19 protein-coding genes are annotated in these 24636 nt (G+C 41.4%); 11 read left to right on the top strand and 8 right to left on the bottom strand.

Going from position 1 to position 24636, the window contains the following annotated elements; translation table 11 throughout:
- Nucleotides 1-23: 23 nt before the first annotated feature.
- Together DP117_RS04965 and DP117_RS04960 are read left to right on the top strand one after the other, a co-directional pair.
- Nucleotides 24-1403 carry an aldehyde dehydrogenase gene (locus DP117_RS04965; protein WP_169217228.1) on the top strand — a complete coding sequence of 460 codons (1380 nt, stop codon included), beginning with the start codon at nt 24-26 and terminating at the stop codon, nt 1401-1403.
- A 185-nt stretch (nt 1404-1588) separates the two neighbouring features.
- Complete coding sequence (locus tag DP117_RS04960) at nt 1589-2290, top strand: hypothetical protein (protein WP_169217227.1); 702 nt, start codon at nt 1589-1591, stop codon at nt 2288-2290.
- Nucleotides 2291-2322: 32 nt separating this feature from the next.
- Here DP117_RS04960 and DP117_RS04955 read toward each other — a convergent pair whose 3' ends face one another.
- On the bottom strand, nt 2323-2916 hold the full coding sequence (locus DP117_RS04955) for a sulfite oxidase-like oxidoreductase (RefSeq protein WP_169217226.1): 594 nt from the start codon (nt 2914-2916) through the stop codon (nt 2323-2325).
- Between the two features lie 163 nt (nt 2917-3079).
- Entirely contained in the window at nt 3080-3256 is a 177-nt protein-coding gene (gene rpmF / locus DP117_RS04950) for a 50S ribosomal protein L32 (protein WP_169217225.1), read from the bottom strand.
- A 321-nt stretch (nt 3257-3577) separates the two neighbouring features.
- Between rpmF and DP117_RS04945 the strand changes: the two genes are divergently transcribed.
- Nucleotides 3578-5296 (top strand): caspase family protein, encoded by a 1719-nt coding sequence (locus DP117_RS04945; protein WP_169217224.1) that lies wholly within the window; start codon nt 3578-3580, stop codon nt 5294-5296.
- Nucleotides 5297-5445: 149 nt separating this feature from the next.
- On the opposite strand, the gene DP117_RS04940 is transcribed toward DP117_RS04945, so the two are convergent.
- Complete coding sequence (locus DP117_RS04940) at nt 5446-5820, bottom strand: Mo-dependent nitrogenase C-terminal domain-containing protein (protein ID WP_169217223.1); 375 nt, start codon at nt 5818-5820, stop codon at nt 5446-5448.
- Nucleotides 5821-6469: 649 nt separating this feature from the next.
- Between DP117_RS04940 and DP117_RS04935 the strand changes: the two genes are divergently transcribed.
- Nucleotides 6470-7666: an anion transporter gene (locus DP117_RS04935; RefSeq protein WP_169217262.1), complete on the top strand. Its 1197-nt coding sequence runs from the start codon at nt 6470-6472 to the stop codon at nt 7664-7666.
- A gap of 258 nt (nt 7667-7924) precedes the next feature.
- On the opposite strand, the gene DP117_RS04930 is transcribed toward DP117_RS04935, so the two are convergent.
- Nucleotides 7925-8503, bottom strand: coding sequence for a Uma2 family endonuclease (locus tag DP117_RS04930; protein ID WP_169217222.1), 579 nt, complete (start codon nt 8501-8503; stop codon nt 7925-7927).
- A gap of 288 nt (nt 8504-8791) precedes the next feature.
- On the opposite strand from DP117_RS04930, the gene DP117_RS04925 reads away from it, so the two are divergent.
- Nucleotides 8792-9217, top strand: coding sequence for a hypothetical protein (locus DP117_RS04925; RefSeq protein ID WP_169217221.1), 426 nt, complete (start codon nt 8792-8794; stop codon nt 9215-9217).
- Nucleotides 9218-9383: 166 nt separating this feature from the next.
- On the opposite strand, the gene DP117_RS04920 is transcribed toward DP117_RS04925, so the two are convergent.
- From DP117_RS04920 to DP117_RS04910, 3 genes are all read right to left on the bottom strand, one after another.
- Complete coding sequence (locus tag DP117_RS04920) at nt 9384-11156, bottom strand: ribonuclease J (RefSeq protein ID WP_169217220.1); 1773 nt, start codon at nt 11154-11156, stop codon at nt 9384-9386.
- A gap of 307 nt (nt 11157-11463) precedes the next feature.
- Nucleotides 11464-12348, bottom strand: coding sequence for a 4-hydroxy-tetrahydrodipicolinate synthase (gene dapA / locus DP117_RS04915; RefSeq protein ID WP_169217219.1), 885 nt, complete (start codon nt 12346-12348; stop codon nt 11464-11466).
- A gap of 237 nt (nt 12349-12585) precedes the next feature.
- Nucleotides 12586-13626 carry an aspartate-semialdehyde dehydrogenase gene (locus tag DP117_RS04910; protein ID WP_169217218.1) on the bottom strand — a complete coding sequence of 347 codons (1041 nt, stop codon included), beginning with the start codon at nt 13624-13626 and terminating at the stop codon, nt 12586-12588.
- A gap of 920 nt (nt 13627-14546) precedes the next feature.
- Between DP117_RS04910 and tig the strand changes: the two genes are divergently transcribed.
- The 4 genes from tig to DP117_RS04890 all read left to right on the top strand — a co-directional run bounded on the left by tig (nt 14547) and on the right by DP117_RS04890 (nt 19336).
- Nucleotides 14547-16010 carry a trigger factor gene (gene tig, locus DP117_RS04905; RefSeq protein WP_169217217.1) on the top strand — a complete coding sequence of 488 codons (1464 nt, stop codon included), beginning with the start codon at nt 14547-14549 and terminating at the stop codon, nt 16008-16010.
- A 305-nt stretch (nt 16011-16315) separates the two neighbouring features.
- On the top strand, nt 16316-17011 hold the full coding sequence (gene clpP / locus DP117_RS04900) for an ATP-dependent Clp endopeptidase proteolytic subunit ClpP (RefSeq protein ID WP_169217216.1): 696 nt from the start codon (nt 16316-16318) through the stop codon (nt 17009-17011).
- A 9-nt stretch (nt 17012-17020) separates the two neighbouring features.
- Nucleotides 17021-18361 carry an ATP-dependent protease ATP-binding subunit ClpX gene (gene clpX, locus DP117_RS04895; protein ID WP_169217215.1) on the top strand — a complete coding sequence of 447 codons (1341 nt, stop codon included), beginning with the start codon at nt 17021-17023 and terminating at the stop codon, nt 18359-18361.
- Between the two features lie 69 nt (nt 18362-18430).
- Nucleotides 18431-19336 (top strand): alpha/beta hydrolase, encoded by a 906-nt coding sequence (locus DP117_RS04890; RefSeq protein ID WP_169217214.1) that lies wholly within the window; start codon nt 18431-18433, stop codon nt 19334-19336.
- A 269-nt stretch (nt 19337-19605) separates the two neighbouring features.
- Here DP117_RS04890 and DP117_RS04885 read toward each other — a convergent pair whose 3' ends face one another.
- Complete coding sequence (locus DP117_RS04885; RefSeq protein ID WP_169217213.1) at nt 19606-23160, bottom strand: AAA-like domain-containing protein; 3555 nt, start codon at nt 23158-23160, stop codon at nt 19606-19608.
- A 297-nt stretch (nt 23161-23457) separates the two neighbouring features.
- Between DP117_RS04885 and DP117_RS04880 the strand changes: the two genes are divergently transcribed.
- Both DP117_RS04880 and DP117_RS04875 read left to right on the top strand, forming a co-directional pair.
- The gene (locus DP117_RS04880; protein WP_169217212.1) at nt 23458-23805 is read left to right on the top strand and encodes a hypothetical protein; all 348 of its coding nucleotides are present in this window, start codon (nt 23458-23460) and stop codon (nt 23803-23805) included.
- Nucleotides 23806-24029: 224 nt separating this feature from the next.
- Nucleotides 24030-24422, top strand: coding sequence for a hypothetical protein (locus tag DP117_RS04875; protein WP_169217211.1), 393 nt, complete (start codon nt 24030-24032; stop codon nt 24420-24422).
- The last annotated feature ends 214 nt before the right edge of the window (nt 24423-24636 follow it).

The raw sequence follows: 24636 nt of genomic DNA, 5'->3' as shown, positions 1-24636 counted from the left end.
TTAGCTAACTAGGACAAACAACAATGATTTCTCAAGAAGTCTCAATTGCCGATATCATACACAAACAACGTGCTTTTTTTAAAACTGGTAAGACCAAAGATATTAATTTCCGACTTGAACAACTCAAAACTTTAAAACAAGCAGTCACTGAGCATAAAGAAGCTATCATCAGCGCACTGAAAGCAGATTTAAATAAACCCGAATTTGAGAGTTATGCAACAGAAATTGGAGCAATCCAAGAAATTAACTATGCTATCAAGCATATCAAAACTTGGACTAAACCTCAGAAAACACCAGTTTCCCTGCAATTTTTTCCTGCATCCGCAAGCATTTATCCAGAACCGCTAGGAGTGGTTTTAATTATTGGTCCTTGGAACTATCCATTTAATTTAATCATCTCACCCTTAATCGGCGCTATTGCTGCAGGTAACTGTGCGATTCTCAAACCTTCAGAACTTGCACCAAACACTTCTCGTCTTCTCAGTGAGATCATAGAACAATCTTTCGAGCCAGCTTATATTACAGTTATCGAAGGAGGTGTGCAAACAAGTCAACAACTACTAGCAGAAAAGTTTGACCATATCTTTTTCACTGGTGGAACGGCTGTCGGCAAAATAGTGATGGAAGCAGCTGCTAAAAATCTGACACCCGTCACCCTAGAATTGGGTGGGAAAAGTCCTTGCATTGTAGATTCTGATATTAATATCAAACACACAGCAAGACGTATCACTTGGGGCAAATTTCTCAACGCCGGACAAACTTGTATCGCACCAGACTATCTTTTAGTAGATACAAAAATCAAAGAAAATTTATTAAATGAAATTCAGAAATGCTTGCAAGAATTTTATGGTGAGAATCCTGAAAGTAGTTCTGATTATGCAAGGATTATCAATCAAAAACATTTTGACAGGTTAACTCATTTCCTGAAAGAAGGCAAAGTTCGCATTGGTGGAGAAACCAACTCTTCAGAACTTTATATTGCTCCAACAGTGCTTGAAGATGTCTCCTTAACAGACTTAGTTATGCAGGAAGAAATTTTTGGTCCGATTCTTCCAGTGATAGAATACACGAACATAAGCGAAGCAATTGATTTAGTTAACTCTAAATCGAAACCCTTGGCTTTATATTTCTTTTCTAATAACAAAAATCTACAACAACAAGTCTTGCAAGAAACTTCATCTGGAGGAGTTTGTATTAACGATACAGTGATACAGGTTGCAGTTTCATCTTTACCATTTGGCGGTGTGGGTGACAGTGGAATTGGCAAGTACCACGGGAAATCTAGTTTTGACACCTTTTCACATTACAAAAGTGTCTTGCACAATTCCTTCTGGCTCGATTTAAAATTGCGATACGCTCCTTATAAAGACAAGTTATCTACACTGAAACGATTCATTGGTTAGCAATTTTAGCTGTTAAAGTAGGATTGTCTTCTTAACGTCCCAATACGGTTCGGTTAAGGGTATTTCGCGTGCTTATAAACCTGGTTTTGCAAAAGTTACCGGGTTTCTGTCCGGGTGCTTGTCCGAACCGTATTGCTTAACGTCCAGCAATAGACGCTTATTTGCACAAAAACAACTATTTCATAATGAGTGACAACTACATCAAACAGCAAAAACAAATTATCCAACAACTGAAAGATAATATTCAGCAAAGGCAAAGTCAATTAAGCATTGTTGAGATGCGAAGTGATTATGAAAACGATGACGCCATTGGTCTAGCATCACTTTCTTTTCCTCCAAAAGACATTACCCAAATAATTTCAAAAGAAATCATTGCTCAGTTACAAAGCGTAGATTCCCACCATTTCTATTATTCGAGTGAATGCCTACATATAACTATAAAAAATATACGATATGTAAACAATCCTCCGCTTTTTAAAAACGAAGATGTGGTGAAAGTGAATGAATTATTTACTCAAATAGTTCCAAAATTTCAATCATTCACTTTTCGTTTGGAGGGTTTAATTTTATTTCCAACGAGTGTTTCTCTTGTAGGGTATTGTGATGAAACGCTAAGAAAGTTAGTTCAAGCGTTAGATTTGGGCTTAAAACAAATAGGTGTACCGGATAATAAAAAATATATTTCTGATACAGTCTTTTTTGGAAATATGACTTTATGTAGATTTACACGTGAGCCTAGCTCATCATTTCAAAAGAAAGTCAAAGAATTGGAAAGTCTTTATATTGGAGAAATGCGGGTGACTGAAATTAGCCTTGTCATATGCAACGCTGTTTGTCATCCCAAAACAACAAAAGTTATAGGTACTTATAAATTAAGTATGAATTAAGCCAGTAGGGCATGACTCGCCCTACTAACCTTTTAATTGCTGTAACGTTCTTCAGCCCAGGGTTCACCACGACGGTGATAGCCGTTGCGTTCCCAAAAACCTAACTCTTCGCGTTCTAGGAACTCTAAACCATTAATCCACTTGGCACTTTTCCAAGCGTAGAGGTGAGGAACGACAAGCCGCAGTGGTCCCCCATGTTCTGCTGGTAACAGTTCTCCAAAGACTTTAAAAGCAAAGAAGTTTTCTTCTCGCACAAAGTCTTTCATTGAAATATTGGTAGTATAACCACCGTAGCAGTGTTCCATAACATGGTTTGCTTTGGCGCCTACCTCAATGAGTTTCATAAAATCTGTAACCTTGATACCAGTCCACTTGACATCAAGTTTCGACCAGCGCGTGACACAGTGGAAATCCGCTGTAAATTCGTGCTGCGGAAGCGCCATAAAGTCTGACCAGGTAAAGGTTGTAGGTTTTGCCAAACCCCATACCCGAAATTCCCATTCGTCTGTGCTGACTTGAGGAGTCGCACCATAAGTTAATACAGGGAATCCCTTAGTTAAGTACTGACCAGGAGGAACGCGATCGCTTTGTTCTTGTGCAGGCTTCTGAAAGAATTTTCTCACCATAATTGCAAAAAAATAAGTTTTCTGAAGACACTCTAATTTTTATATGGTGATAGAGTAATCAGTCATAAGTTATGGGTGATGGTAAACAGTTAGTAGTTAGTAGAAAAATCACTAACAACTAACATCAGGTCAACAACCAGCTACTAATTACCGAATAGCCGTCTTATGATTCCTCTTCTTCCTCTTGTTCAGCACTTGGATAGACAAAAGTAGAACGTCCAGTCAAAATAGACTTGCCAAGAGAAAGAGCTTTCTGAGCTTCAACTGCGGCTTTGTGCCTCCATGTTGCTCGACGTTTATCTCGTTTGGACTTGGATGTTTTCTTCTTAGGAACAGCCATAGTAACGGGTACTCTAGATGTAGACAGCCTTTCCATTCTAAGGCATAGAAACAAATGCGGTGAGTGCTTAGGTACAAATCGCTATCTTATGGTTTGCGTTGGTGATGCATAAGTCGAGTCCTGCTGTTTGGATTAACTAAAAACTGCAATTCCTCAACTTCCTTACCATTAGACAGACAACAAAGGGACGGCAGGTGCTATAAAAGTTGAACGAGAATCACCTAGACTATTAGACATAGGTTAGTAGACATAGGTTAGCCTTGTTTTTTGTAAAGCCAACCACTCTCGTGGGTCAGTAAACAACGAGTCAAAAAAATCGCGATGGCAAATAACTGGGCAATCGCAATTGGTATTAATCAATATCAGTTCTTTCAACCTTTAGACTGCGCTCAAGCAGATGCTGAGGCGGTCAAAAATTTTTTGGTGACAAATGGTGGTTTTTTGTCGCAACAGTGTCTGCTAATCACAGAGACTTCGCCACCATTTGGAGATAGATCTACCTATCCCACTAAAGAGAACATTTTACTGTTGCTTGAAGATTTTGCTGCTGCTTTCTGGCGTCCGCAAGACCGATTGTGGTTTTTCTTTAGCGGTTATGGCGTCAACTACAAGGGACAAGATTATTTAATCCCAGTGGAAGGCGATCCCAATAACGTTGAACAAACGGGTATAGAAGTACGAACCTTAATGCAAAGCCTGCAAGTGGCTAACCTCGATGCATTGCTATTGCTTGATATCAACCGCGCCTTCGGAACCTACGCAGATGCTTACATTGGGAAAGAAACAATAGAACTAGCTAAAGAACTACAAATTACTACTATTCTTTCTTGCCAACCAGAGCAATATTCTCACGAAAGTCGGGAATTAGGTCACGGGTTCTTTACAGCTGCGTTATTGGAAGCTCTGCGTTACAATCATGGCCGCAATTTGACGAATCTAGAAAAATATTTGAGTGTTCGCACGCCGGAACTTTGTCAACACTACTGGCGTCCCACACAAAACCCTGTCATTGTTCTTGTACCCAAGCCGCAGGTAACCTCGCCTCAATTGGAGGATAAAACTGAAGCAAAAGTAGAAAGTCAAGCCCAGCAAGTCATTTCTTCCCCGACTCCCCCAACTCCCCCAACTCCCTCATCTCCTCATACCCAGAAAAGATCGTCAAACAACCAATTTTTGCTGCAGCTTCTGGTGTGGAGCATAGCTACGATGCTTCTTCTATGCTTAATTGTGGTTATTTTGTTCCGCGATCGCGCAAGATTTAGGTTAGCGGAGATATTACCACCATCTTTGAGGACTACTAACAACAAAAAGATTGATCAGGTATCACCACAACCTGACTTCACACCATCACCAACCGTACTCACTCAACCAAAAACCCAATTAATCATCCCTCAAGTTACTTCTACTCCCCAAGTCACTCCTAGCCCCGACGAATCTAAACAACGAAATCAAGCACTGTTGGAATTGCGGAAAATGTCACTGAGTCAAAATCAAGCGAGTGATTTGAGACAAGCAATTGATACGGCTAGTAAAATTCAGCCTGGTGATTCCAACTACACACAAGCTCAGGAAAACATCAAGATTTGGAGCCGCATGATTTTAGATTTAGCCCAAAATCGTGCTCAGCAAAGACAATATGCTAATGCTATTTCCGCTGCACAGTTAGTCCCTAAAGAGCAACTTTTATACTCAGAAGCACAAACATCTATTCAGCAATGGCGGCTAGAAGCAAAGCAGTATGTGAGCAATACAACCCTTATCGATGCTGCTGTTGGCTTAATTCGGGATGGACAGGCTTCTACTTACAATCGCGCGATAGAAGTTGCTCAAAAAGTCCCACGAGATGAACCAGGTTTTGATATTGCTCAAAAATCTATCAACTCATGGAGCGAAAATATTTTGCATCTTGCCAAAAAACGAGCTACCCGAAAAGAATTTAAAGCTGCAATTGAAACCGCAGCTCTCGTTCCAGAGGGAACAGCCGCATACAAAGAAGCGCAAAATGCAATTGCACAATGGCGAAAAAACAGTCAGTCATGACTAGTTTTTGATCATGAGCAATTATTAAAACAGTATACAGTGACCAGTGACCAGTGACCAGTGACCAGTGATAACTGATACTGCGCTTCCTTGGTAACTGATAACTGGTCACTGACAAAATAATTCTCAACAACAACGGTACTGGCTTATTAGCAGTACTGTGTAACGTCTTCGCCGCATTCATCAGCTAGATAGCATAGTGCTCGAAAACGTAAGCTAACTAATTCTTCATAGACAGGATTGAGTTTGCACATTGGCGGAATATGAAACAGGGTTTTCCCAAGTAATTTCACATCGCGCTCAAACGGACACTGGGAAGGAATAAGCTTACACAAACGATGGGCGAGTTGGCGATCGCGAATTGGAACATTGTCTAACCATCGCCGTATGGATTGAAAAATATCAAAGTGAGGCTTGGCGGAAGGACGATGCATTTGAGATGCTGGAGCATTTTCCTGTGTTTGATTTATCGACACCCAGCTTGCCAGAAAAATTCTTTTTGTGGTATTATGGTATACCTTCATGGTTCACTCCTCTGTTCGATTGAGGCTTCTGAACTACCCGATGAACATCTACAACGTTGCCACGACTTGTCCCGGAAGAATCTTGTCCTGACTAAGATACAATCTGATGATTTGTTTGATCTGATGATTTAGTAGCTACTGACATCAGAGCCTGTTCTATATTACGTCAAGTTAAGCGCGATTTTCTTTTTGTCAAGGGTGCGATAGAAAAATCTTGTTTTTCGCTTGACTTAATTAAACTTTTAGTAAAGACATCTACTGTTAGATAGAAAAAAATGTCACGTTTACTAAAATTTTCTAACTACATTTTGACATCAGCATCTATGCTTAAGTATAAATACTGTTGTTTTGCATTCAGGTAGTTATTCGTCAATAGCAACGCTGCGTAAATTTCACGCTGATAGCAACTTTTAAATATTACAACCTTCCCAAAAAAAATACTTATATATAAAAGAGGCTAAGTAGGAGATAGAAAGAAGAAAAGCAAGAAAATTTATCGAAAATCAAGAATTACGATTTTTTCAAACCTATTTTTCTATGATTTTCCCCACATTCTCACTCGCAGTTTAAAAATGGTAATCTTACATTGGGATATGAGTAATTTTGCTGATAGCTATATCGTTGCTGACAATAGCTAAATAAATTTGTGATTCTTCTGCGACAACTTGCAATTTATGGCGTATTGGGGCTAACTTACCTAGGATTAGCACTGGGCTATCTTCCAGGTCTACGCATGAATCGTGCCACAATTGCTCTGGTAGGTTCTGCATTTCTGATTGCTTTAGGTGTTTTGAGTTTGCAAGAAGCATGGGATGCCATTGATGCCACTACCATCGTGTTTTTGTTAAGCATGATGGTTGTCAATGCTAATTTATCCTTTGCTGGTTTTTTTCAGCGGGCACTAGCAGTGCTGTTGAGTGTCACCCGCAGTCCCTTTGGCTTGTTAATCGCCTTGACTTTTGCCAGTGGTGTCCTCTCCGCTTTTTTTCTCAATGACACCATAGCGCTAATTTTCACACCATTAACCTTGAGTCTGACACAAGCGCTCAATTTGAATCCGCTCCCCTATTTACTTGCACTCGCTGGAGCAACTAACATTGGTTCTGTAGCCACTTTGAGCGGTAATCCCCAAAACATTCTCATTGCCTCTTTCTCTGGTATTAGCTACATAGATTTTCTGCGAACGTTAGCTCCTGTCGCCCTGATAGGCTTGGCAATTCAGGTAGGATTACTATGGCTACTTTACCCTGAAGTGCGCTCAACTCAACCCAGCGAACAATTACTCCTTGGAAAGGGGCGCATCTTCAAACCTCTTTATCAAAAAACCATTATCATCACCACTGGGTTGCTTATCGCTTTTGCTGTGGGTTTACCCCTTGCAGTGTCTGCTTTGGTGGCTGCTAGCCTTTTGCTCATGACTCGAAGGATTAAACCACAGCGGATTCTCAAAGAGGTAGACTGGAATTTGCTGGTGATGTTTTCCGGACTTTTCATATTAACAAAAGTCACACAAAAGTTGAACTTGTTAGAGCCATTCACTTATGCAGTCAACTCTTCCGTTGGTCTTTTGAGCGTAACAGCTATATTATCTAACCTAATTTCTAACGTTCCTGCTGTACTCCTACTACAACCCTTAATTCCTAAAGATGATCCCCAATCTTGGCTATTACTTGCAGCGAGCTCAACTTTAGCTGGAAATTTAACTTTGTTTGGTTCAGTCGCCAACTTAATCGTCGCGGAAGCTGCTGCTAAGTTAGGCTACAAATTGACTTTTTGGGAACATCTGCGCTTTGGGGTACCGCTGACACTTGTGACTTTGCTTCTAGTGTACCTGTTGATTCATTAGAATATCTTTAGCCCGAATTTCTCACCACGATTTTGCAAGATTCCCGACTTCTTCAAAAAGGCGGAAATCTGACTAACCAAAGTAAATAAGTTTGGCGCACTGTTTGATCAACAATAAAAAAATAAAGTACCTTAGAAAACATTTATTTAAGTAAAATTTATAAATGTCTTTGAAGATAAATTTTAGTTAATAAATATTGCAATAGGGGAGTTTTTAACTATGGTAGCGAAAAGTTTTAAGCAAGGTTTGTCAATCAATTCACCCTTCGCCTGCTGCCAAAACTTGCACTACAGTCAGTTTCAAATTAGGAAAAGTAGCTGAGACAATATCATTGCTTTCTTGAAACACCGCTTCTTCGTATAATCCATCTACCAGCGTCAACACTGTAACTCTTGCCTTAAGCGAATCAACAATCCAGTATTCAGGAATTCCCCGTGCGGCGTACTCTGATCGCTTGTAGCGGTAGTCCCGATCTTCGTTAACTTTGCCTGGTGAAACAACTTCAACTACCAGTACAGGAGATGGCATATCCTGAGTAATTGTAGCACGTCTGCCACCAATCGCCGCGAATAACTCCTCAGTTAATATCATCAAATCTGGTAGGCGCACGCGAGTGCGACTGCCCGTTACTACAATCTCGGTATCTTTGTGACAGATGAGGTGTAAAGGGACGAGCTTGAGAAATTCAGATAGCAGATAGAGAGCAATCCGGTTATTTCTATTAGTTTCTGGCGGCATTTCCACTAATTCTCCATCCACTAACTCATATTTCGTGTCTGTCCCATCGTCATAAGCGAGGTATTCTTCTAGGGTTAGTTTTTTTGTCGCTGTCGTCATGGCGATCGCACGTCCCTTGCCCTGTTGTTAGCACTACTTCAGGTATGCATCTGAATTATAGCCAAGGTTATGTTCCACTAGGAGGCACCCTCATCTGCCACGTCCGCCCCAATTTTTCATACTCCCGTGACGCCGCTTTCATCAAGTGCGCTATCCGAATCACTCCTCCATCACCCGCAGCATATAACGATAACTGCGTAAGTTGATTTCATTGAAATCTATTAAAAGTTACAAGGCATCAAAACGCCTTGTGTTCAACTTGACTCAAGTACACAAAGGAATTTACATATGACGTTTCCCAAAACTTTCAGTGAAGATCTATCGAGTGCCAAGCCTACTATTCCTGCTGATTTCGAGGATGTGGGATTTCTCGCTCCGAGTGTGGGGACTTTCATCGTCACTACCAAGAACGGTACAGCAAATTTTATTTGGCAGCATGGTATAGAGGATGTGGACTTTCACAGTGAAAGGCTGACGTTTAATGGTATTATCCCTATTGGCAGTCGCGAGTTTTACCACGCTACGATCTCAGTCGAGAAAAATGAAACCGGATCAGCGCAATCTCAGGTGAGTGTTCTCCTTTCTGTAGAACCAGGAGACGCTGATGAGGGGCATAGAATCTTGTATAAACGCGAGGGAGACAGTGACTACTACGTGTGGGCAACTGATGCTAAGAAGTTCGAGCTTCACACACCTGCTCTTGGTATTAGTTAGTAACGAGCAAAAGACCTGGCTATGCACTACCCTGAATTGGCAGCACCTAGCTTTGTGAACACTTTACGCTTGTAGAAGCGGGAGAAAATCGTTTCAAATCTCACGCCAAGGTGCAAATTTTTTCTTAGCTTCCTTGCACCTTGGTGTGAGTTTATCATCTATCCGCCTACGATGCAACTTGAGCCGCAGTACGAGTACGCCGCCTTCTGCCATCAGAAACTTTTACTGGTGGTTCGTCAGGAATTTGCATCAATAAAGTTACAGATGGTTGACAATGTAATTCCTTTCGCAAAGAGCGTGCTAATTCCCGCTCTAAATGTCCTTGCAATCCACCCCAGTCTACCTCTTGATTTTCACCATCAAAAGGTCGGGTAAATTCTGACCACCGAACACTAAGAATTTCTTCAATTCTCTGTTGTACCCATTTTTGCAGCAAAGAGCGCTCGATGCTCGTCACAACGCCTCGCAGGTGAATTTCTGGCTTTGCCATCAGCTTGCCATGCCAATCTACCGCCATTGCAATTGTCACAATACCTTCTTCTGCCATGCGTTGTCGTTCTTGCAAGACTTTTGCACTAACCATGCCACTACCAGAAGTATCTACCAGTTCCAGACCGGATGGTACTTTACCAGCAATACGGATGGATTCCTCAGTCAGTTCGACGATATTCCCATTTTGAATAATAACCATATTTTCTGCAGGAATACCCATACTCTGAGCGGTTTGAGAATGCTTGACCAACATTCGATGTTCTCCGTGGACAGGGAGAAAGAACTTGGGTCTAGTCAAAGCAATCATCAGCTTTTGGTCTTCCTGACATCCATGACCAGAGACGTGAATTCCTTTATCCCGACCATAAACGACGTTTGCTCCCTGCATCATCAACTTATCGATGACAGTGACCACAGCAATTGTATTTCCAGGAATCGGGTTAGCTGAAAATACGACTGTATCTCCTTGTCGAATTCTAATATGAGGATGTTCTTGATTGGCAATCCGCGTCATCGCTGACATTGGCTCACCTTGAGAACCAGTCGTCAAAATCAACACATTTTCATCTGGTTGATTGCGGACAGCATGCAACGGCTGAAGGAGATTATCATCACAGTTGATGTATCCTAAATTACGGGCATGGGCAATCAAATTCAGCATGGAACGACCGACTACGGTCACGACGCGCTTGTACTTTTGCGCTAGTTGCAAAACCATGTTAATGCGATGTACGCTAGAAGCAAAAGTTGTCACAAACAGTCGTCCAGTCGCTTGACTGAATATCTTGTCTAAATTTGGATATACCGAACGTTCTGAAGGTGTAAACCCTGGTACTTCTGAGTTTGTTGAGTCGCTCATCAAGCACAGTACGCCTTTTTCACCGTGTTCAGCGAGCCTTTGCAAGTCAAAACGCTCACCATCTACGGGCGTATGGTCAATTTTAAAATCTCCTGTATGGATGAGCACACCAACAGGTGTATGAATTGCTACGGTAAAGCTATCAGCGATGGAGTGGGTATTGCGAATATATTCTACAAAGAAATGTTTGCCAATTCTGACGACATCACGGGGAAGGACGCTTCTCAATTCGGTGCGATCGCGTACTCCTGCTTCTTCCAATTTTCCTTCTAGCATTGCCAGTGCTAGTCTAGGACCATAGAGCACAGGAATTTCAAATTGCTTAAGATGAAAAGCGATCCCACCAATATGGTCTTCATGACCATGAGTCACAATCATTCCTTTAATTTTATGACGATTTTCCCGTACATAGGTCATGTCTGGGAGAACAATATTGACTCCATGCATCCCGTCTGTGGGAAAAGCCAATCCTGCATCTAAGAGGATAATTTCGTCATCATACTCAAAAACACACGTATTTTTGCCAATTTCATGCAAACCGCCCAACGGAATAATTTTTAGGGCGGCTAAAGTTTCGTTTTTAGCCATTTTCTCCTGAGAGTGTTTTTTAGTTAATAAAAAAGTGAAATTTAGAGATTGTTCTTTGTCGGTAAAAATGTGGAATTTAACCTTGTTGTAAAACTGACAAGACAAGCAGTCTATTAAATCAGTCTGAAAACAGCTGATTTTTTATCAGATGTTCAATTGTTACTTGATTAATTGGGCTTTAAAAGCTCAAAATTCATGATATATTTATCCAGTCTTTGCACAGAATTTTTACTCAAAATCTCGTAAAAAAAGCAAATTCTTATAAAAATCTTCAGCAAATTAACCTGTCAGTTTTATTAAGTTCCTGCTAAATGAGACCAACTTTTTTGAGAACGACTTCTAAGTTTTGACTGATTTGTGAGTCAGCTTCGCACAACGGCGGACGAGTTGAACCAACTTCCCAACCTAAAAGATTTAGTGCTTTCTTGACTGGGATGGGGTTTGTGGTTGCAAATAAAGCTTTAAACAGAGGGAAGAGTTGGAGATGTATTTCCCTGGCTACTTGAATTTGACCCGACTCAAAGGCTTGAATCATCTTTTGTAGTTGGTTTCCTACCAGATGAGAAGCCACACTGACGACACCCTTTGCCCCTATTGCCAAAAGAGGCAAAGTCATGTGGTCATCACCAGAGTAAATCTGGAACTCTTTTGGCGTCAACCCACAAATTTCGCTTGCTTGGTCTATATTGCCAGTAGATTCCTTCAGCCCGACAATATTGTCAATTTCAGCTAACCGAGCAACTGTTTCTGGTTGAAGATTTTGACCAGTACGACTAGGGATATTGTACAACAGCAGTGGTAAGTCAGGCGTTGCTTGGGCGATCGCCTTAAAGTGCTGATAAAGCCCTGCTTGCGGGGGTTTATTGTAGTAAGGAACCACATGCAATGCGCCATGTACTCCTATTTTAACCGCCTTTTGAGTAGCCGCGATTGCTTCTTTGGTTGAATTGGAGCCACACCCTGCTATCACAAAAGCTTTTCCTGCTACCGCCTGCAACACCACAGAAAACAGCTGGTATTGTTCATCCCAACTCAGGGTTGGAGATTCTCCTGTGGTGCCACATACCACAATTGTATCCGTTCCGTTGCCAACTAGATGTGCTGCCAGTGATGCTACGACATCATAATTAACACTGCCGTCTTCTTTAAACGGCGTAATCATCGCGGTTAGAACTCTGCCAAAATCTACCACCCTATTTTCACTCCTAAATATTCTTTTTTGTTCTGCGTTTTTTGTGGGTCTTGGTGGTTTTATATTGTGATAACCGATCTGACTATGACTTTCAAGCGTAATTTACACATTATGCTTATGTCATTTGTGAGCTAGCGCACCCAAGTTGCTTTCCAACTGTCACAACAAATCGACGACTAGCAAACTCCAAGAGTCTTTTGTTTTGTGTTCATCACTAAATCACTCATGAGGTGAGAACTAATGAGTCGCAGCTACTGCTGGTTTTAGCAGATTTTTTTCTACCAATAACTCAGCAATTTGTATTGCATTCAAAGCTGCACCTTTGCGAACTTGATCACCACATAACCACAGTTCTAAGCCACACGGGTGAGAAATATCTTGACGAATTCTCCCTACCAATACATCATCTTGACCTGTAGCTTCTATTGGCATTGGGAAACGGTTTACTTTCCAATCTTCTACCAATTTCACACCAGGTGCTTGACTTAGAATTTCTCTCGCCTTATCTGGGCTAAATGGTACTTCAAATTCTAGGTTAATTGCTTCTGAATGGCTACGCAGTACGGGAACCCGTACACAAGTTGCAGTAATTCTTATATCTTGAGTCCCAAAAATTTTACGAGTCTCGTTAACCATTTTTATTTCTTCCTCACAGTACCCCAAATCGTTCAAGGGGGAGTTGTGCGGAAACACATTAAATGCTAATGGATGTGGAAAGACTTCAACAACAGGTTGCTTGCCTTGTAGAATGGCACTTGCTTGAGTTTTCACTTCTTCCATTGCCTTAGCACCTGCACCACTGGCTGATTGGTAAGTTGCAGCAACAAGGCGTTGCACTGGTGAAACTTTATGTAAGGGCCATACTGCGACTGTCATCAAAATCGTCGTGCAGTTGGGATTAGCAATGATACCTTTGTGCTTGGCCGCTGCTTCTGGATTAACTTCTGGAACCACCAAAGGAACATCCGGATTCATGCGAAATGCGCTGGAGTTATCAATCACTACAGCACCAGACGCAACAGCTTTTGGTGCCCAAGTTTTTGAGGTGGAACCACCTGCACTCGCCAGCACCAGATCTACGTTTTCAATCGCTTTTTCACTCACTGGCTCTACCGGGAAATTTTCCCCTTCAAAAGCCAGTGTTCGTCCTGCACTGCGTTCTGATGCCAATAACTTTAAATCAGAAACAGGAAAATGACGGCTTTCTAATAATTCCAACAACTCTTGACCAACGGCACCAGTTGCTCCCAAAATAGCTACCCTGTAGGATTTAGACAAATTGACTTCCTCCTTTACTAAACTTTACTTAATTTTTAGATATTCAAACACTGTTAAATGGCAATAGCAGACATTCAATAAACCTTCTGTTGTAAGAATCATTCGTCAGAACTGGTGGATCCCACCCACGCCTACGCTCAGAGGCTGAAGCAGACTCATGCCTACGCTCTGCCAAAAAGTTAGAATAGTTAAAAAGAATCAAGAAAATATTTGATGCATGAATATATTAATCATACTAGACTCCTTACAACTTCTGACGAATCACTCTTGAGTACAGCAATTTTTACCTTTTAATAGTTGAGTGTTTTGAAAAAATGATTGTAATTCTTAATGTAATACATTTCTTTTGTTAGCTATGCTGATTAATATAGCAGTTTACAGTTTATTACTAAACTTTCAATTTAAGTAAGACTCCTATTATACATCAGTTCATCTTTCAACTTCTGAATTGACCTGAACTTTTGCTGAATTCAAGACAGGTTTTTTGCCTGTGAGATGCGTTGTTAAGATGATTAGTGTACTATGATTCAATGGACTTAAACTGGCAAAGCTGTGTAAGCTGACCTCCCCGACACAGGAGCAAGGCACAAGCTGAGCTCAATTTCACATAGCGGTTTGTTCCAACGTTACAGCTTGGCTAAAGCAAACTGCTTGTTGAAAACCAGGATATCACGGTGTTAGCCCTTTGAGAAAGAACAATTTGGAGTTGAAACAAACAAACTAGTTTGCGCTAGAATGTCAAGGCTTTTGACAACGTTCAGCAAACACGATAACTGTCAGGCAGCCCTCTGTACTTGGAACAGGGCAACCGATGTAGGCACCTTTGCTCTCAGTCAGACAACTTCAACTTCAAAGATGTCATTTTTTGAATCCTCAGTACACAGTTAGTAAAAATAAATACTAAATAATAGAGACGAAGCATGAAAGTCACCCAGGAAAAACTTCCCGCCAGTCAAATTGGTCTGGAAATAGAGATTACGCCAGAAAAGACCAAGGAAACTTACGAAAAAGTTGTTAAAAACTTAGCGAGTACTGCAAATATTCCTGGGTTTCGCAAAGGCAAGGTACCTCGGCAAATATTGTTACAGCGTCTTGGCGTCACTCGAATTAAGGCAGCTGCGCTAGAAGAAGTCATTCAAGATGGCATTGAGCAAGCACTCTTACAGGAAAAAATCCAAGTGCTTGGTCAACCACAGCTACGCTCTCCATATGAGGAATTAATTAATAATTATGAACCAGGAAAACCCCTCATATTTTCTGCTGCTGTGGATGTGGAACCAGAAGCTCATTTGGGAGAATATACGGGCTTGCGATTTCAAGCCGAGGAAATCAAGTATAATCCAGAACAGGTAGACAAAGTTTTGGAAAAAGAACGCCAAGAAATGGCTACATTAATTCCTGTGGAAGGGCGAGCGGTACAAATCGGTGACGTCGCTGTGGTCGATTTTAAAGGTGTTTTGGTCAAAGGTGAAGGTGAAGACGAAACCGCCGAACCCGAACCAATACCCGGCGGGGAAGCCACTGATTTCCAATTGGAAATGCAGGAAGACAAATTTATTCCCGGCTTTGTCACAGGGATAGTAGGAATGAATCCTGGCGAAACTAGAGAAATCACAACTAGGTTTCCAGATCCTTATGTCAACGAAGATTTAGCTGGAAAACCTGCTGTTTTCACAGTTACCCTCAAAGAACTCAAGGAAAAAGAACTGCCTGAATTGAATGATGACTTTGCCCAAGAAGTTGGGGACTATGATAGTTTTGACGAATGGCGTAGATCTTTAGAAGAGCGCTTTCAAAAAGAGGCCCAACAGAAAACAAAATCGAATCAACAAGAAGCCCTGTTAGCTGAACTGCTCAAGCACATAGAAATTGACTTACCTGAAACAATGATTCAACAAGAAGTCAACGAGATGCTGACGCAAACAGCCATGCGGCTTTCTCAGCAGGGACTTGATGTCAGAAAGTTATTTACCCAAGATGTGATTCCTCAGTTACGGGAGCGTTCTCGTGGTGAAGCAGTTGAGCGCCTGAAACGTTCTCTGGCGCTGCAGGAAATTGGTAAACGCGAGTCCATTCAAGTGTCAGCAGATGAAATCGAAGCCAGAGTCAAAGAATTGATGGAGCAGTATTCCAACACAGATGTAGACAAGGAAAGACTGCGTGAAGTTGTAGAAAACGAATTGTTGACCGAAAAAATCATTGATTGGCTTCTAGAACGTTCAACAATTGAGTTGGTACCTGAAGGTTCTTTGAGTACTACAGAAACTGAGACTGAAGAAGTCACCGTAGGTGAACCAGTCGCAGCGACAGAAACTCCAGAACAACCTCTTGTGGAGAGTGCAGAAACTTCGTCTCAAGACACAGAGTCAACACAGGGACAATAAACGACAAGAGGACAAACCAATTCAAAGTTCAAAATTCAAAATAATAAAAATTTTTTTTGAACTTTGAATTTAAGCGACTGGAGACAACGGGACAAAGGTCAGTAGGCACCCCTAGCCTCCCATCTCCCTCTGAGGGGGGTAGAAGTTAGAGTGTACCTCACAGCCTTGCTTTAATACTGCTTTACACGATAAGAATTTATATAAGGCATAATGGTTAACACATAGCTACATCAAAAATTAGGTTCTTCAAAAAGGCAGCTGTTGCTGTCGAAATCATTGTTACACTTAGTGTCAAACGTTCTTTTATGCTTGTATCGCAGTCGGGAAACTACCAAGTTAATAGTTTGAGTCAGTTTACACTCTATTCCCTGAACAGTCCTAGCAACATCGTCCCGATGGTGGTAGAACAATCCGGCGTCGGAGAACGCGCTTTTGACATCTACTCTCGCTTGCTTCGGGAACGGATTATTTTTCTAGGGACACCAATCGACGATAACGTTGCCAACTCAATTATTGCCCAGTTGTTGTTTCTAGACGCTGAAGATTCAGAAAAGGACATTCAACTGTACATTAATTCTCCTGGTGGCTCTGTGACAGCAGGCATGGCAATTTATGATACCATTCAGCAAATTCGCCCTAATGTAGTCACCATATGTTTTGGATTAGCTGCGAGTATGGGGGCGTTTTTGTTAGCAGCAGGAACCGCTGGTAAACGGATGTCTCTTCTCGATTCCCGGATTATGATTCACCAACCACTCGGTGGTGCGCAAGGGCAAGCCGTTGATATCGAGATACAAGCTAGAGAAATTCTTTATCATAAGTCTAAGTTGAATCAGTTACTGGCGACTCATACTGGTCAACCGTTAGAAAGAGTTGAAGCCGATACTGAGCGCGATTTCTTCATGTCGGCCGAAGAAGCAAAAAACTACGGGTTGATTGATCAGGTTATCTCCAGGCAAAATCTTCCCTCACCAGGGGAAAACGTCACCATTCTGAAATAAGAGGCTGGTATGTCTAAGTACGACTCCCATTTAAAATGTTCGTTTTGCGGAAAGTCTCAGGAGCAGGTACGTAAATTAATCGCCGGACCGGGAGTCTACATCTGCGATGAATGCGTTGACTTGTGTAATGAAATTCTGGATGAGGAGTTACTCGACACAAATGGTGCAACAGCGTCGCAACCAGCACCTAAGTCAGAACCACCCCAGAAACGTCGTGCCCGCTCCTCTAATCTCTCGTTGAATCAAATACCTAAGCCACAAGAAATTAAAAAGTACTTAGATGAACACGTCATCGGTCAAGACGAAGCTAAAAAAGTACTTTCAGTCGCAGTTTACAATCATTACAAGCGGCTATCACTGATTCAGGCTAAAGGCAGTGGCAAAGGTTTGGATGATGCGGTAGAACTGCAAAAGTCTAACATTTTGCTTATTGGTCCCACAGGCTGTGGTAAAACTTTGCTAGCACAAACTCTAGCAAAAATTCTTGATGTCCCTTTTGCCGTTGCTGACGCCACAACTCTGACAGAAGCAGGGTACGTAGGGGAAGATGTGGAAAATATCTTGTTGCGACTGTTACAAGTTGCAGATTTGGATGTAGAAGAAGCGCAGCGGGGAATTATCTACATTGATGAAATAGATAAAATTGCTCGCAAGAGCGAGAACCCCTCAATTACGCGAGATGTCTCCGGCGAAGGCGTACAGCAAGCTTTGCTGAAAATGTTAGAAGGGACAGTCGCCAATGTACCACCCCAAGGAGGACGCAAGCACCCCTATCAAGACTGCATACAGATTGATACGAGCAATATCTTGTTTGTGTGCGGTGGTGCTTTCGTGGGTTTAGAAAAAGTTGTAGAGCAGAGAACTGGCAAAAAGTCAATAGGTTTCGTACAACCAGGAGAAGGTCAGACCAAAGACAAGCGTACAGCAGATACTCTGCGCTATTTAGAGCCAGATGATCTTGTGAAGTTTGGTATGATTCCAGAATTTATTGGGCGGGTGCCAATGGTAGCGGTCGTAGATCCGCTGGATGAAGAAGCGCTGATGGCAATTTTGACCCAACCACGTAGTGCGTTGGTGAAGCAGTACCAAAAACTGCTGAAGATGGATAACGTCCAGTTAGACTTTAAACCAGAAGCTCTGCGAGCGATCGCTCAAGAAGCATACCGGCGCAAAACAGGCGCAAGGGCACTGCGGGGTATTGTGGAAGAATTGATGCTGGATGTGATGTACGAGTTGCCTTCACGTAAAGATGTCACTCGTTGCACAGTCACACGGGAAATGGTAGAAAAGCGTTCCACTGCCGAACTCCTGATGCACCCGTCTACATTACCCAAACCAGAATCAGCTTAATAGTCATTAGTCATTAGTCATTAGTAAAATACTCTTAACTCTTGACTTTTCATATTTGACTTTTGACAAATGCCCTACATAAACGTCCGTGCTGTTGAGCATTACTACGAGTGGATAAAAAAGCCATCAGATACAGGGGGTAAGCCTGTGATGGTTTTTATCCACGGTTGGGCAGGTTCTTGTGGGTATTGGCAGGGTACTGCTCATGCTCTATCAGAACAATTTGATTGTTTACTTTACGATTTACGGGGGTTCGGGCGTTCCCGTGGAAAACCAACCGTAGCCAAAGCAAGTGAAGCTGTTGTTGAGTCTATTGAGTTGCAGTCGCCGTCAGCAGAATCTCTGGCAATTCAAGAGTTAACTTATGAGCTTGAGGAATATGCTGACGACTTGGCAGCTTTTCTCGATAAATTGCAGCTTCAACGCGTATATATTAATGCTCATTCTATGGGCGCATCCATTGCGACTTTGTTTATCAACCGCTACCCTCAAAGAGTGGAAAGAGCAATTTTGACTTGTAGCGGTATTTTTGAGTACGACGAAAAAGCATTCACAGCTTTTCATAAATTCGGTGGCTACGTAGTCAAATTTCGTCCAAAGTGGTTGGAGAAAATACCGTTTGTTGACAGGATGTTTATGGCACGATTTCTACGTCGTTCCATTCCAGCAGCAGAACGTCAGGCTTTCTTACAAGATTTTCTGATAGCAGACTATGATGCAGCTTTGGGCACAATTTTTACATCTGTTAGTAAAGCCGCAGCTGAATTGATGCCGGAGGAATTTGCTCAACTGAGTGTACCTACACTACTAGTAGCAGGTGAGTACGACAAAATTATTCCAGCCGAGATGGGTCGTCAGGCAGCCGCACTCAACGATAAAGTTGAGTTTGTCATGATTCCAAATACGGCTCATTTTCCAATGTTGGAAGATGCAGCTACTTACCTCATACGGGTGCGAGAGTTTTTGCAATATTAAAAACCGCAGAGGAAGCAGCGAAAAGTATGAGCGGAGGTTTCCTCCGTATGCGCTATGCCTACGGCACGGCTGCGCCTAATGCGCACGCCCAAAGGGCTAACGCGCAGCATCTGGTGAAGGAGAATCATACCTTTTCAAGAGAGAGAACGCAGAGGAGAAGGAGACAGAGAACATAGGTAATCTATAGCGGGATGGGAGTAATCCCGAATTTCTCACCACGATTTCGCAAGATTCCTAATAACTTCTGCGAAGTCGCGAATCTAACCAACCTAGGGTAGGCAAATTTCTCGTATTCCTTCTTCCTGCGGATGGGTCGTGAGGTAATCTTTCAGCCACAAGCAACTACGCTTGAGTAAATAATCCCCATCAAGATCCAAATTCCATATTCTCACGGTGTTATCAGAACTACCAGAAGCAAGAGTTTTACCATCTGGGGTAAAGCTAAGGCTGATAATCGCTCCGCGATGTCCTTTGAGGGTTTTTATTGGGCTACCATCTGGTATATTCCATAGTTTGATTGTCTTGTCATCACTTGCTGAAGCTAAAGTTTTGCCATCTGGACTAAATGTTACTCTTCTAACATGATCCAAGTGGGCTGTGATAGTATTGATGAGGCTGCCATCTGCAACTTTCCATAGCTTTACCGTACTGTCCGCACTGCCAGAAGCGAGAATTTTACCATCTGGACTAAAGCTGACGGTAGAAACATGACTACTGTGACCTTTGAGGTTTAAGACCACAGTTTCTGTTGTGACATCCCATAGTTGCAAATTACCATAAGAACAAGCAACAGCGAGGGTTTTCCCGTCAGGACTAAAATTGATACTCTTAACACCGCAGCGTTTGTCTGGTTTTTCTTTGAGGGTTTTTATCGGGGTACCATCCTCAACATTCCATAGTTTCACCCTTTTAGTACCTTGGGCTGCTAAGATTTTGCCGTCTGGACTAAATCTGACAATACTATATCTGTTCTTATCAGTAAGAGTTTTAAAGGGAGTGCCATCCTTAACATTCCACAAACGTACTGTTTTATCACTGCTAGCAGAAGCTAATAACTGACCATTGGGACTGAATCTGACACTGCGGATGGCTTTAGTATGTCCTTTGAGGGAAAAAAGTAGATTACCATTTTGCATATCCCGCAATTTAATTGTACTTTCGTTACCTGCGGATGCCAAAATTTTTCCATCTGGACTGAAGCTGACGCTGATGACATCCTTACGAGAAACATAGTAAGTTTGTGGTTCCCCGGCATTTAAACTCCACAACTTTACCGTTTTATCGACACTTCCAGATGCTAAAGTTTTGCCATCTGGACTAAAAACCACACTCCAGATTCTACCTTGATGTCCTCTGAGGGTTTGCGGCTCTGGTAAAGCATCATTGATATCATCTATATTCCATAATTTCACTGTGCTGTCAGAACTGGCAGAAGCTAGGGTTTTACCATCTGGGCTGAAAACAACACTCCAAACATCGCTACGATGCTCTGCAAGAGTTTTCAGTTCCTTGCCATTTTCTAGATTCCACAGTTTGATTGTGTTGTCTTCGCTACCGGAAGCCAAAGTTTTGCCATCTGGACTAAAGCTGACACTTCTGACAGTCTCACGATGACCTTTGAGAGTTTGCTCTACTGTACCGTTCTCTAAATTCCACAGTTTGATTGTTGTATCAGCACCAGCAGAAGCGAGAGTTTTACCATCTGGACTAAAACTTATATACGTAACCCAACCACGATGTCCTTTAAGGGTGTTTAATAAAGTTCCATTTTCGACATTCCACAGCTTGATTGTGCCATCAGAACTAGAAGAAGCCAAAATTTTACCATTCCGACTAAAGCTAACACTTCTAACCCATTCACGATGAGCAGCGATGGTTTTTAGTAAGAGACCATTTTGCACATTCCACAACTTTACCGTACCATCATCACTTGCAGAAGCCAAAATTTTACCATCTGGACTAAAGTTGACACTCCAAATATTGTCGTGATGACCTTTAAGGGTGAATAGCAAGCTACCATTTTTATCCCACAACTTTACTGTATCGTCTTCACTACCAGAAGCCAAAAATTTGCCATCTGGACTAAAACTAACGCTTCTAACAGCACCCTGATGACTCTGAAGACGATGACGTTCTCTGATACTATAAATGACCTGTTGAAGCGCAGATGTTACCTCTTTCTTTATCTCAGCTTTTACAGGTCTTGATGTTTCTAATTCCTTGAGTTTTTGCGCTGCTTTCACAGCTTTCAACATTGCTTCAAAGGGATTTTCAGCTAAGGTTGTTTGTGAAGATGAACTGAGAAGTAATACGTTGCTTTCTGCTAGTTCTCGCTCCCTTTTTTTAACTTGTAACAGAATGACGGCTGCTGTGACTAAGGAAATTGCTAAAATGACAGAACCAATGGCAGTAATCCTCCTTGCTTTGCGTTTTGCTTGAGTCAATTCTGCTGTAGCTTTTTGTTCTGCCAGAGTTAAGGTTTCATTGGCTTGAGCTAATATTCGACTTTCTTCTTCTTTGACAGCTAAACTCTGTTGAACTTCACGGTTTTCTAAATCTTGACTAGCAGCTAAAAATCGATAATCAAGAGTACTCAAACTTTGATGATTTGCCCATGACAGGGCATCTTGTAAAGCTTGACCTCGCAGAAGTCGTGATTCATCATGGAAATCAGAAATAACCCAAGCACGAAAATTTTGAGAGTAAGGGCGTAGTTTTTCTAATTGTTTATCAACCCAATTTTGATTAAAGACATTCAGATAAATCTGGTTATAAACTTTTAATTTTCCCTGCTGCTGAACAACTAAACCCGACAAACGCAACTCGGTTTGTTCCGAACTACCATCAGCCAAACATTCTCCATGTTGTAAGATTTCTTGATAGATTCCTAACAATCGTCCAGTTTTTTGTTCATTCCTGAGAATTCTGTCACGAATCGTCTTTAAATGTTCTGGTTCATCTTGGGTTTCCCAATTTTCAATCAGGCGTTTTTGCACTATCTCGCAAACAGAGTTAGCAGTGACTAGACTCCCATTCTGGGTATCTTGAAACACAAGTTGACATATTTTTTGTGTTAAAAACGGTTGTCCTCCCGTCCAATTCAATATCTCTTGAATCACCGCTTGGGGATACTCAACTTTTCCCTCTAATCCTTTTGCTAATGGTTGCGCTTCGTCAAGTTGGAAACCATGTAGTTCTATTGCTTTGCCAATATTGAAGGGGGTTTGGGTTTTATCGGTAATCAAATTACTGGGAGTTGCTACACCCAATAAAGCAAAAGTTAGACGTTGAAATGCTGTACTGTCAACTCTTTTATTATAGAAATACCGAATCAAAGCAAAAAAATCATCAAGAGAAAAATTCTGACTGAGAACTCGGTCAATCTCATCTACAAAAATAAAAACTCTTCGCTCAACCTCGACTAACAAAACTTCTTCAACAAACAAACTTAAACGCTGCACAGGGGAAAGTAAATCCTTCCTTTCTCGCCACCAATTGCGCCAGTTTATTTTTTGGCTTAACTGACAGTTACTCACAATAGATTGAACAATTCCAGCATACCATTTTTCTGCTGTGACATCTTCTTTACCAATTCCGGTTAAGTCAATAAAAGCACAGATAAATCCTTCGGCTTGCAGTTTTTGCATTGTCCGTACTCGCAAGCTGGATTTACCCATTTGCCGGGAATTTAATACATAGCAAAATTCGCCTGAGAGTAAACTTTTGTAAAGTTCTGTGTCAGCTTGTCGCGTGACATAACTGGGTGAATCAATGGGGAGACTTCCACCAACTTGATATTCATAGTTTGATGTTGATTCTGTCATGATTACAGAGTGTCAACTCTTTCTATGAGTATACTATTGCTGCTATAGATTGGTTCAGTTTCACCAAAGTACCTGATTTTTTCCTATTTTTTGCTTTACGTGCCTAATTTATACTGATTTTGTGAGCAAGCTTGTTTAAAAAATAAATTTTATAAACAATCAAGATACCTGATTTTATCCCCTGGTTACTTTCTAAACCCTATAACAAAATAATTAATATCAAGCAGTAAAACAAATTCTGATAAAACAGCTTGATAGGGTATTCAATTGATTCTATTTTTTCAAAAGGAGAAAATCATGCCTAGAATTGCAGACTACAGTGTCATTCAAGATGCTCCTTTCACGTTGAGAGTCGGTGGGGATATTGATAGACAGATCCCTTTTTCTCTTCCTAATGAGACTCATCTAGGTTCTCGCTCTATCCTTATTTTTAGAACATTGAATAATGCAACAGTTAGTTTCAGAGTTGAAGTCAACGGCTCCAACCAACTTAACTATACCTTTGGTACGAGTGAAGTAAAAACCTTCCATGAAGTTATTGATGCCAATGTTCTCCAACATGGCAATAACACTATTAACTTTGTGGTAACAAACGGTGAAATAACATTTGCAGATGTTATTTTGTTGACCCAATTCGATATATAGAAGACTGACATAGAACAACCAAAAACTAAGGCAAAGGTTTAAGGGATGGGGTAAAAGTAATCAGTTAACTTCTGATTCTTAGTTGAGTCAATAAATAATAGAACAGAGGAAACAAAGAAATTTGTAACTGGTTACTTTCCCATTTTCCATACTCAGTCTTTGGTTATAAAGCAAATTAGTTTGCTTATTCATACCAAAAAATCTAATTTTAAGAGGTCATGAATATGAAGCTTAAACTAGCTATATCTACAGCTTTATTGCTGGGTGTTGTCACTTTCTCACAATCGATAACTACAAATGAAGCTATTGCACAATCAGCTAATCAAAAGCCTTATTGCACATCAGCGTCAAATCAAGGTGTTAGTTGGATGAGATGGGGAAGTAGTACGGTAGAAGAAGCTTGTTTTGAGGTTTTTACTAAACTTTTGAATGCTGGTAAAAGTGTAGATAGAGGAGAATGGGGATACTATAAAACCAATGCTCAGAATACAGGACAGCTTTCCTGTATTCAAGGAAAGAAAAAAGTCACAGGAAACGGAAGTGACATTTTTACACAAGCTATGAATATGCGCCAAACTTTAGGTTGGAGTGGCTGTACTGTAAAAATTACAAATTAATTGTAGTCACACCAAAGTCACTCGCTAGAGCGCCGGTACATTAGTCAAGCAGGAGCGATTAAAAACCCGGTTTCTGTCGTCGAAAAGACTAATTTTTCGTTGAGCCACCTTAAAGAAACCGGGTTTTTGGGATTACTGTACTGATGCTCTAGCTCCGCTTTCTTGCGCTGCGCAAACGCTCAAATTCGCTCATTCGCTCATTCAAAAAAGGTCA

The organism is Brasilonema sp. UFV-L1 (assembly GCF_012912105.1).
GTDB lineage: Bacteria > Cyanobacteriota > Cyanobacteriia > Cyanobacteriales > Nostocaceae > Brasilonema.
Note: the sequence above shows the minus strand (reverse complement) of the source record. Positions and strands in the feature narration are given on the sequence as shown.

Bases quoted from the DNA above. Each gene is read 5' to 3' on its own strand.
- DP117_RS04965 (WP_169217228.1), top strand. From the start codon at position 24: ATGATTTCTCAAGAAGTCTCAATTGCCGATATCATACACAAACAACGT.
- DP117_RS04960 (WP_169217227.1), top strand. From the start codon at position 1,589: ATGAGTGACAACTACATCAAACAGCAAAAACAAATTATCCAACAACTG.
- DP117_RS04955 (WP_169217226.1), bottom strand. From the start codon at position 2,916: ATGGTGAGAAAATTCTTTCAGAAGCCTGCACAAGAACAAAGCGATCGC.
- rpmF (WP_169217225.1), bottom strand. From the start codon at position 3,256: ATGGCTGTTCCTAAGAAGAAAACATCCAAGTCCAAACGAGATAAACGT.
- DP117_RS04945 (WP_169217224.1), top strand. From the start codon at position 3,578: ATGGCAAATAACTGGGCAATCGCAATTGGTATTAATCAATATCAGTTC.
- DP117_RS04940 (WP_169217223.1), bottom strand. From the start codon at position 5,820: ATGAAGGTATACCATAATACCACAAAAAGAATTTTTCTGGCAAGCTGG.
- DP117_RS04930 (WP_169217222.1), bottom strand. From the start codon at position 8,503: ATGACGACAGCGACAAAAAAACTAACCCTAGAAGAATACCTCGCTTAT.
- DP117_RS04925 (WP_169217221.1), top strand. From the start codon at position 8,792: ATGACGTTTCCCAAAACTTTCAGTGAAGATCTATCGAGTGCCAAGCCT.
- DP117_RS04920 (WP_169217220.1), bottom strand. From the start codon at position 11,156: ATGGCTAAAAACGAAACTTTAGCCGCCCTAAAAATTATTCCGTTGGGC.
- tig (WP_169217217.1), top strand. From the start codon at position 14,547: ATGAAAGTCACCCAGGAAAAACTTCCCGCCAGTCAAATTGGTCTGGAA.
- clpP (WP_169217216.1), top strand. From the start codon at position 16,316: ATGCTTGTATCGCAGTCGGGAAACTACCAAGTTAATAGTTTGAGTCAG.
- clpX (WP_169217215.1), top strand. From the start codon at position 17,021: ATGTCTAAGTACGACTCCCATTTAAAATGTTCGTTTTGCGGAAAGTCT.
- DP117_RS04890 (WP_169217214.1), top strand. From the start codon at position 18,431: ATGCCCTACATAAACGTCCGTGCTGTTGAGCATTACTACGAGTGGATA.
- DP117_RS04885 (WP_169217213.1), bottom strand. From the start codon at position 23,160: ATGACAGAATCAACATCAAACTATGAATATCAAGTTGGTGGAAGTCTC.
- DP117_RS04880 (WP_169217212.1), top strand. From the start codon at position 23,458: ATGCCTAGAATTGCAGACTACAGTGTCATTCAAGATGCTCCTTTCACG.
- DP117_RS04875 (WP_169217211.1), top strand. From the start codon at position 24,030: ATGAAGCTTAAACTAGCTATATCTACAGCTTTATTGCTGGGTGTTGTC.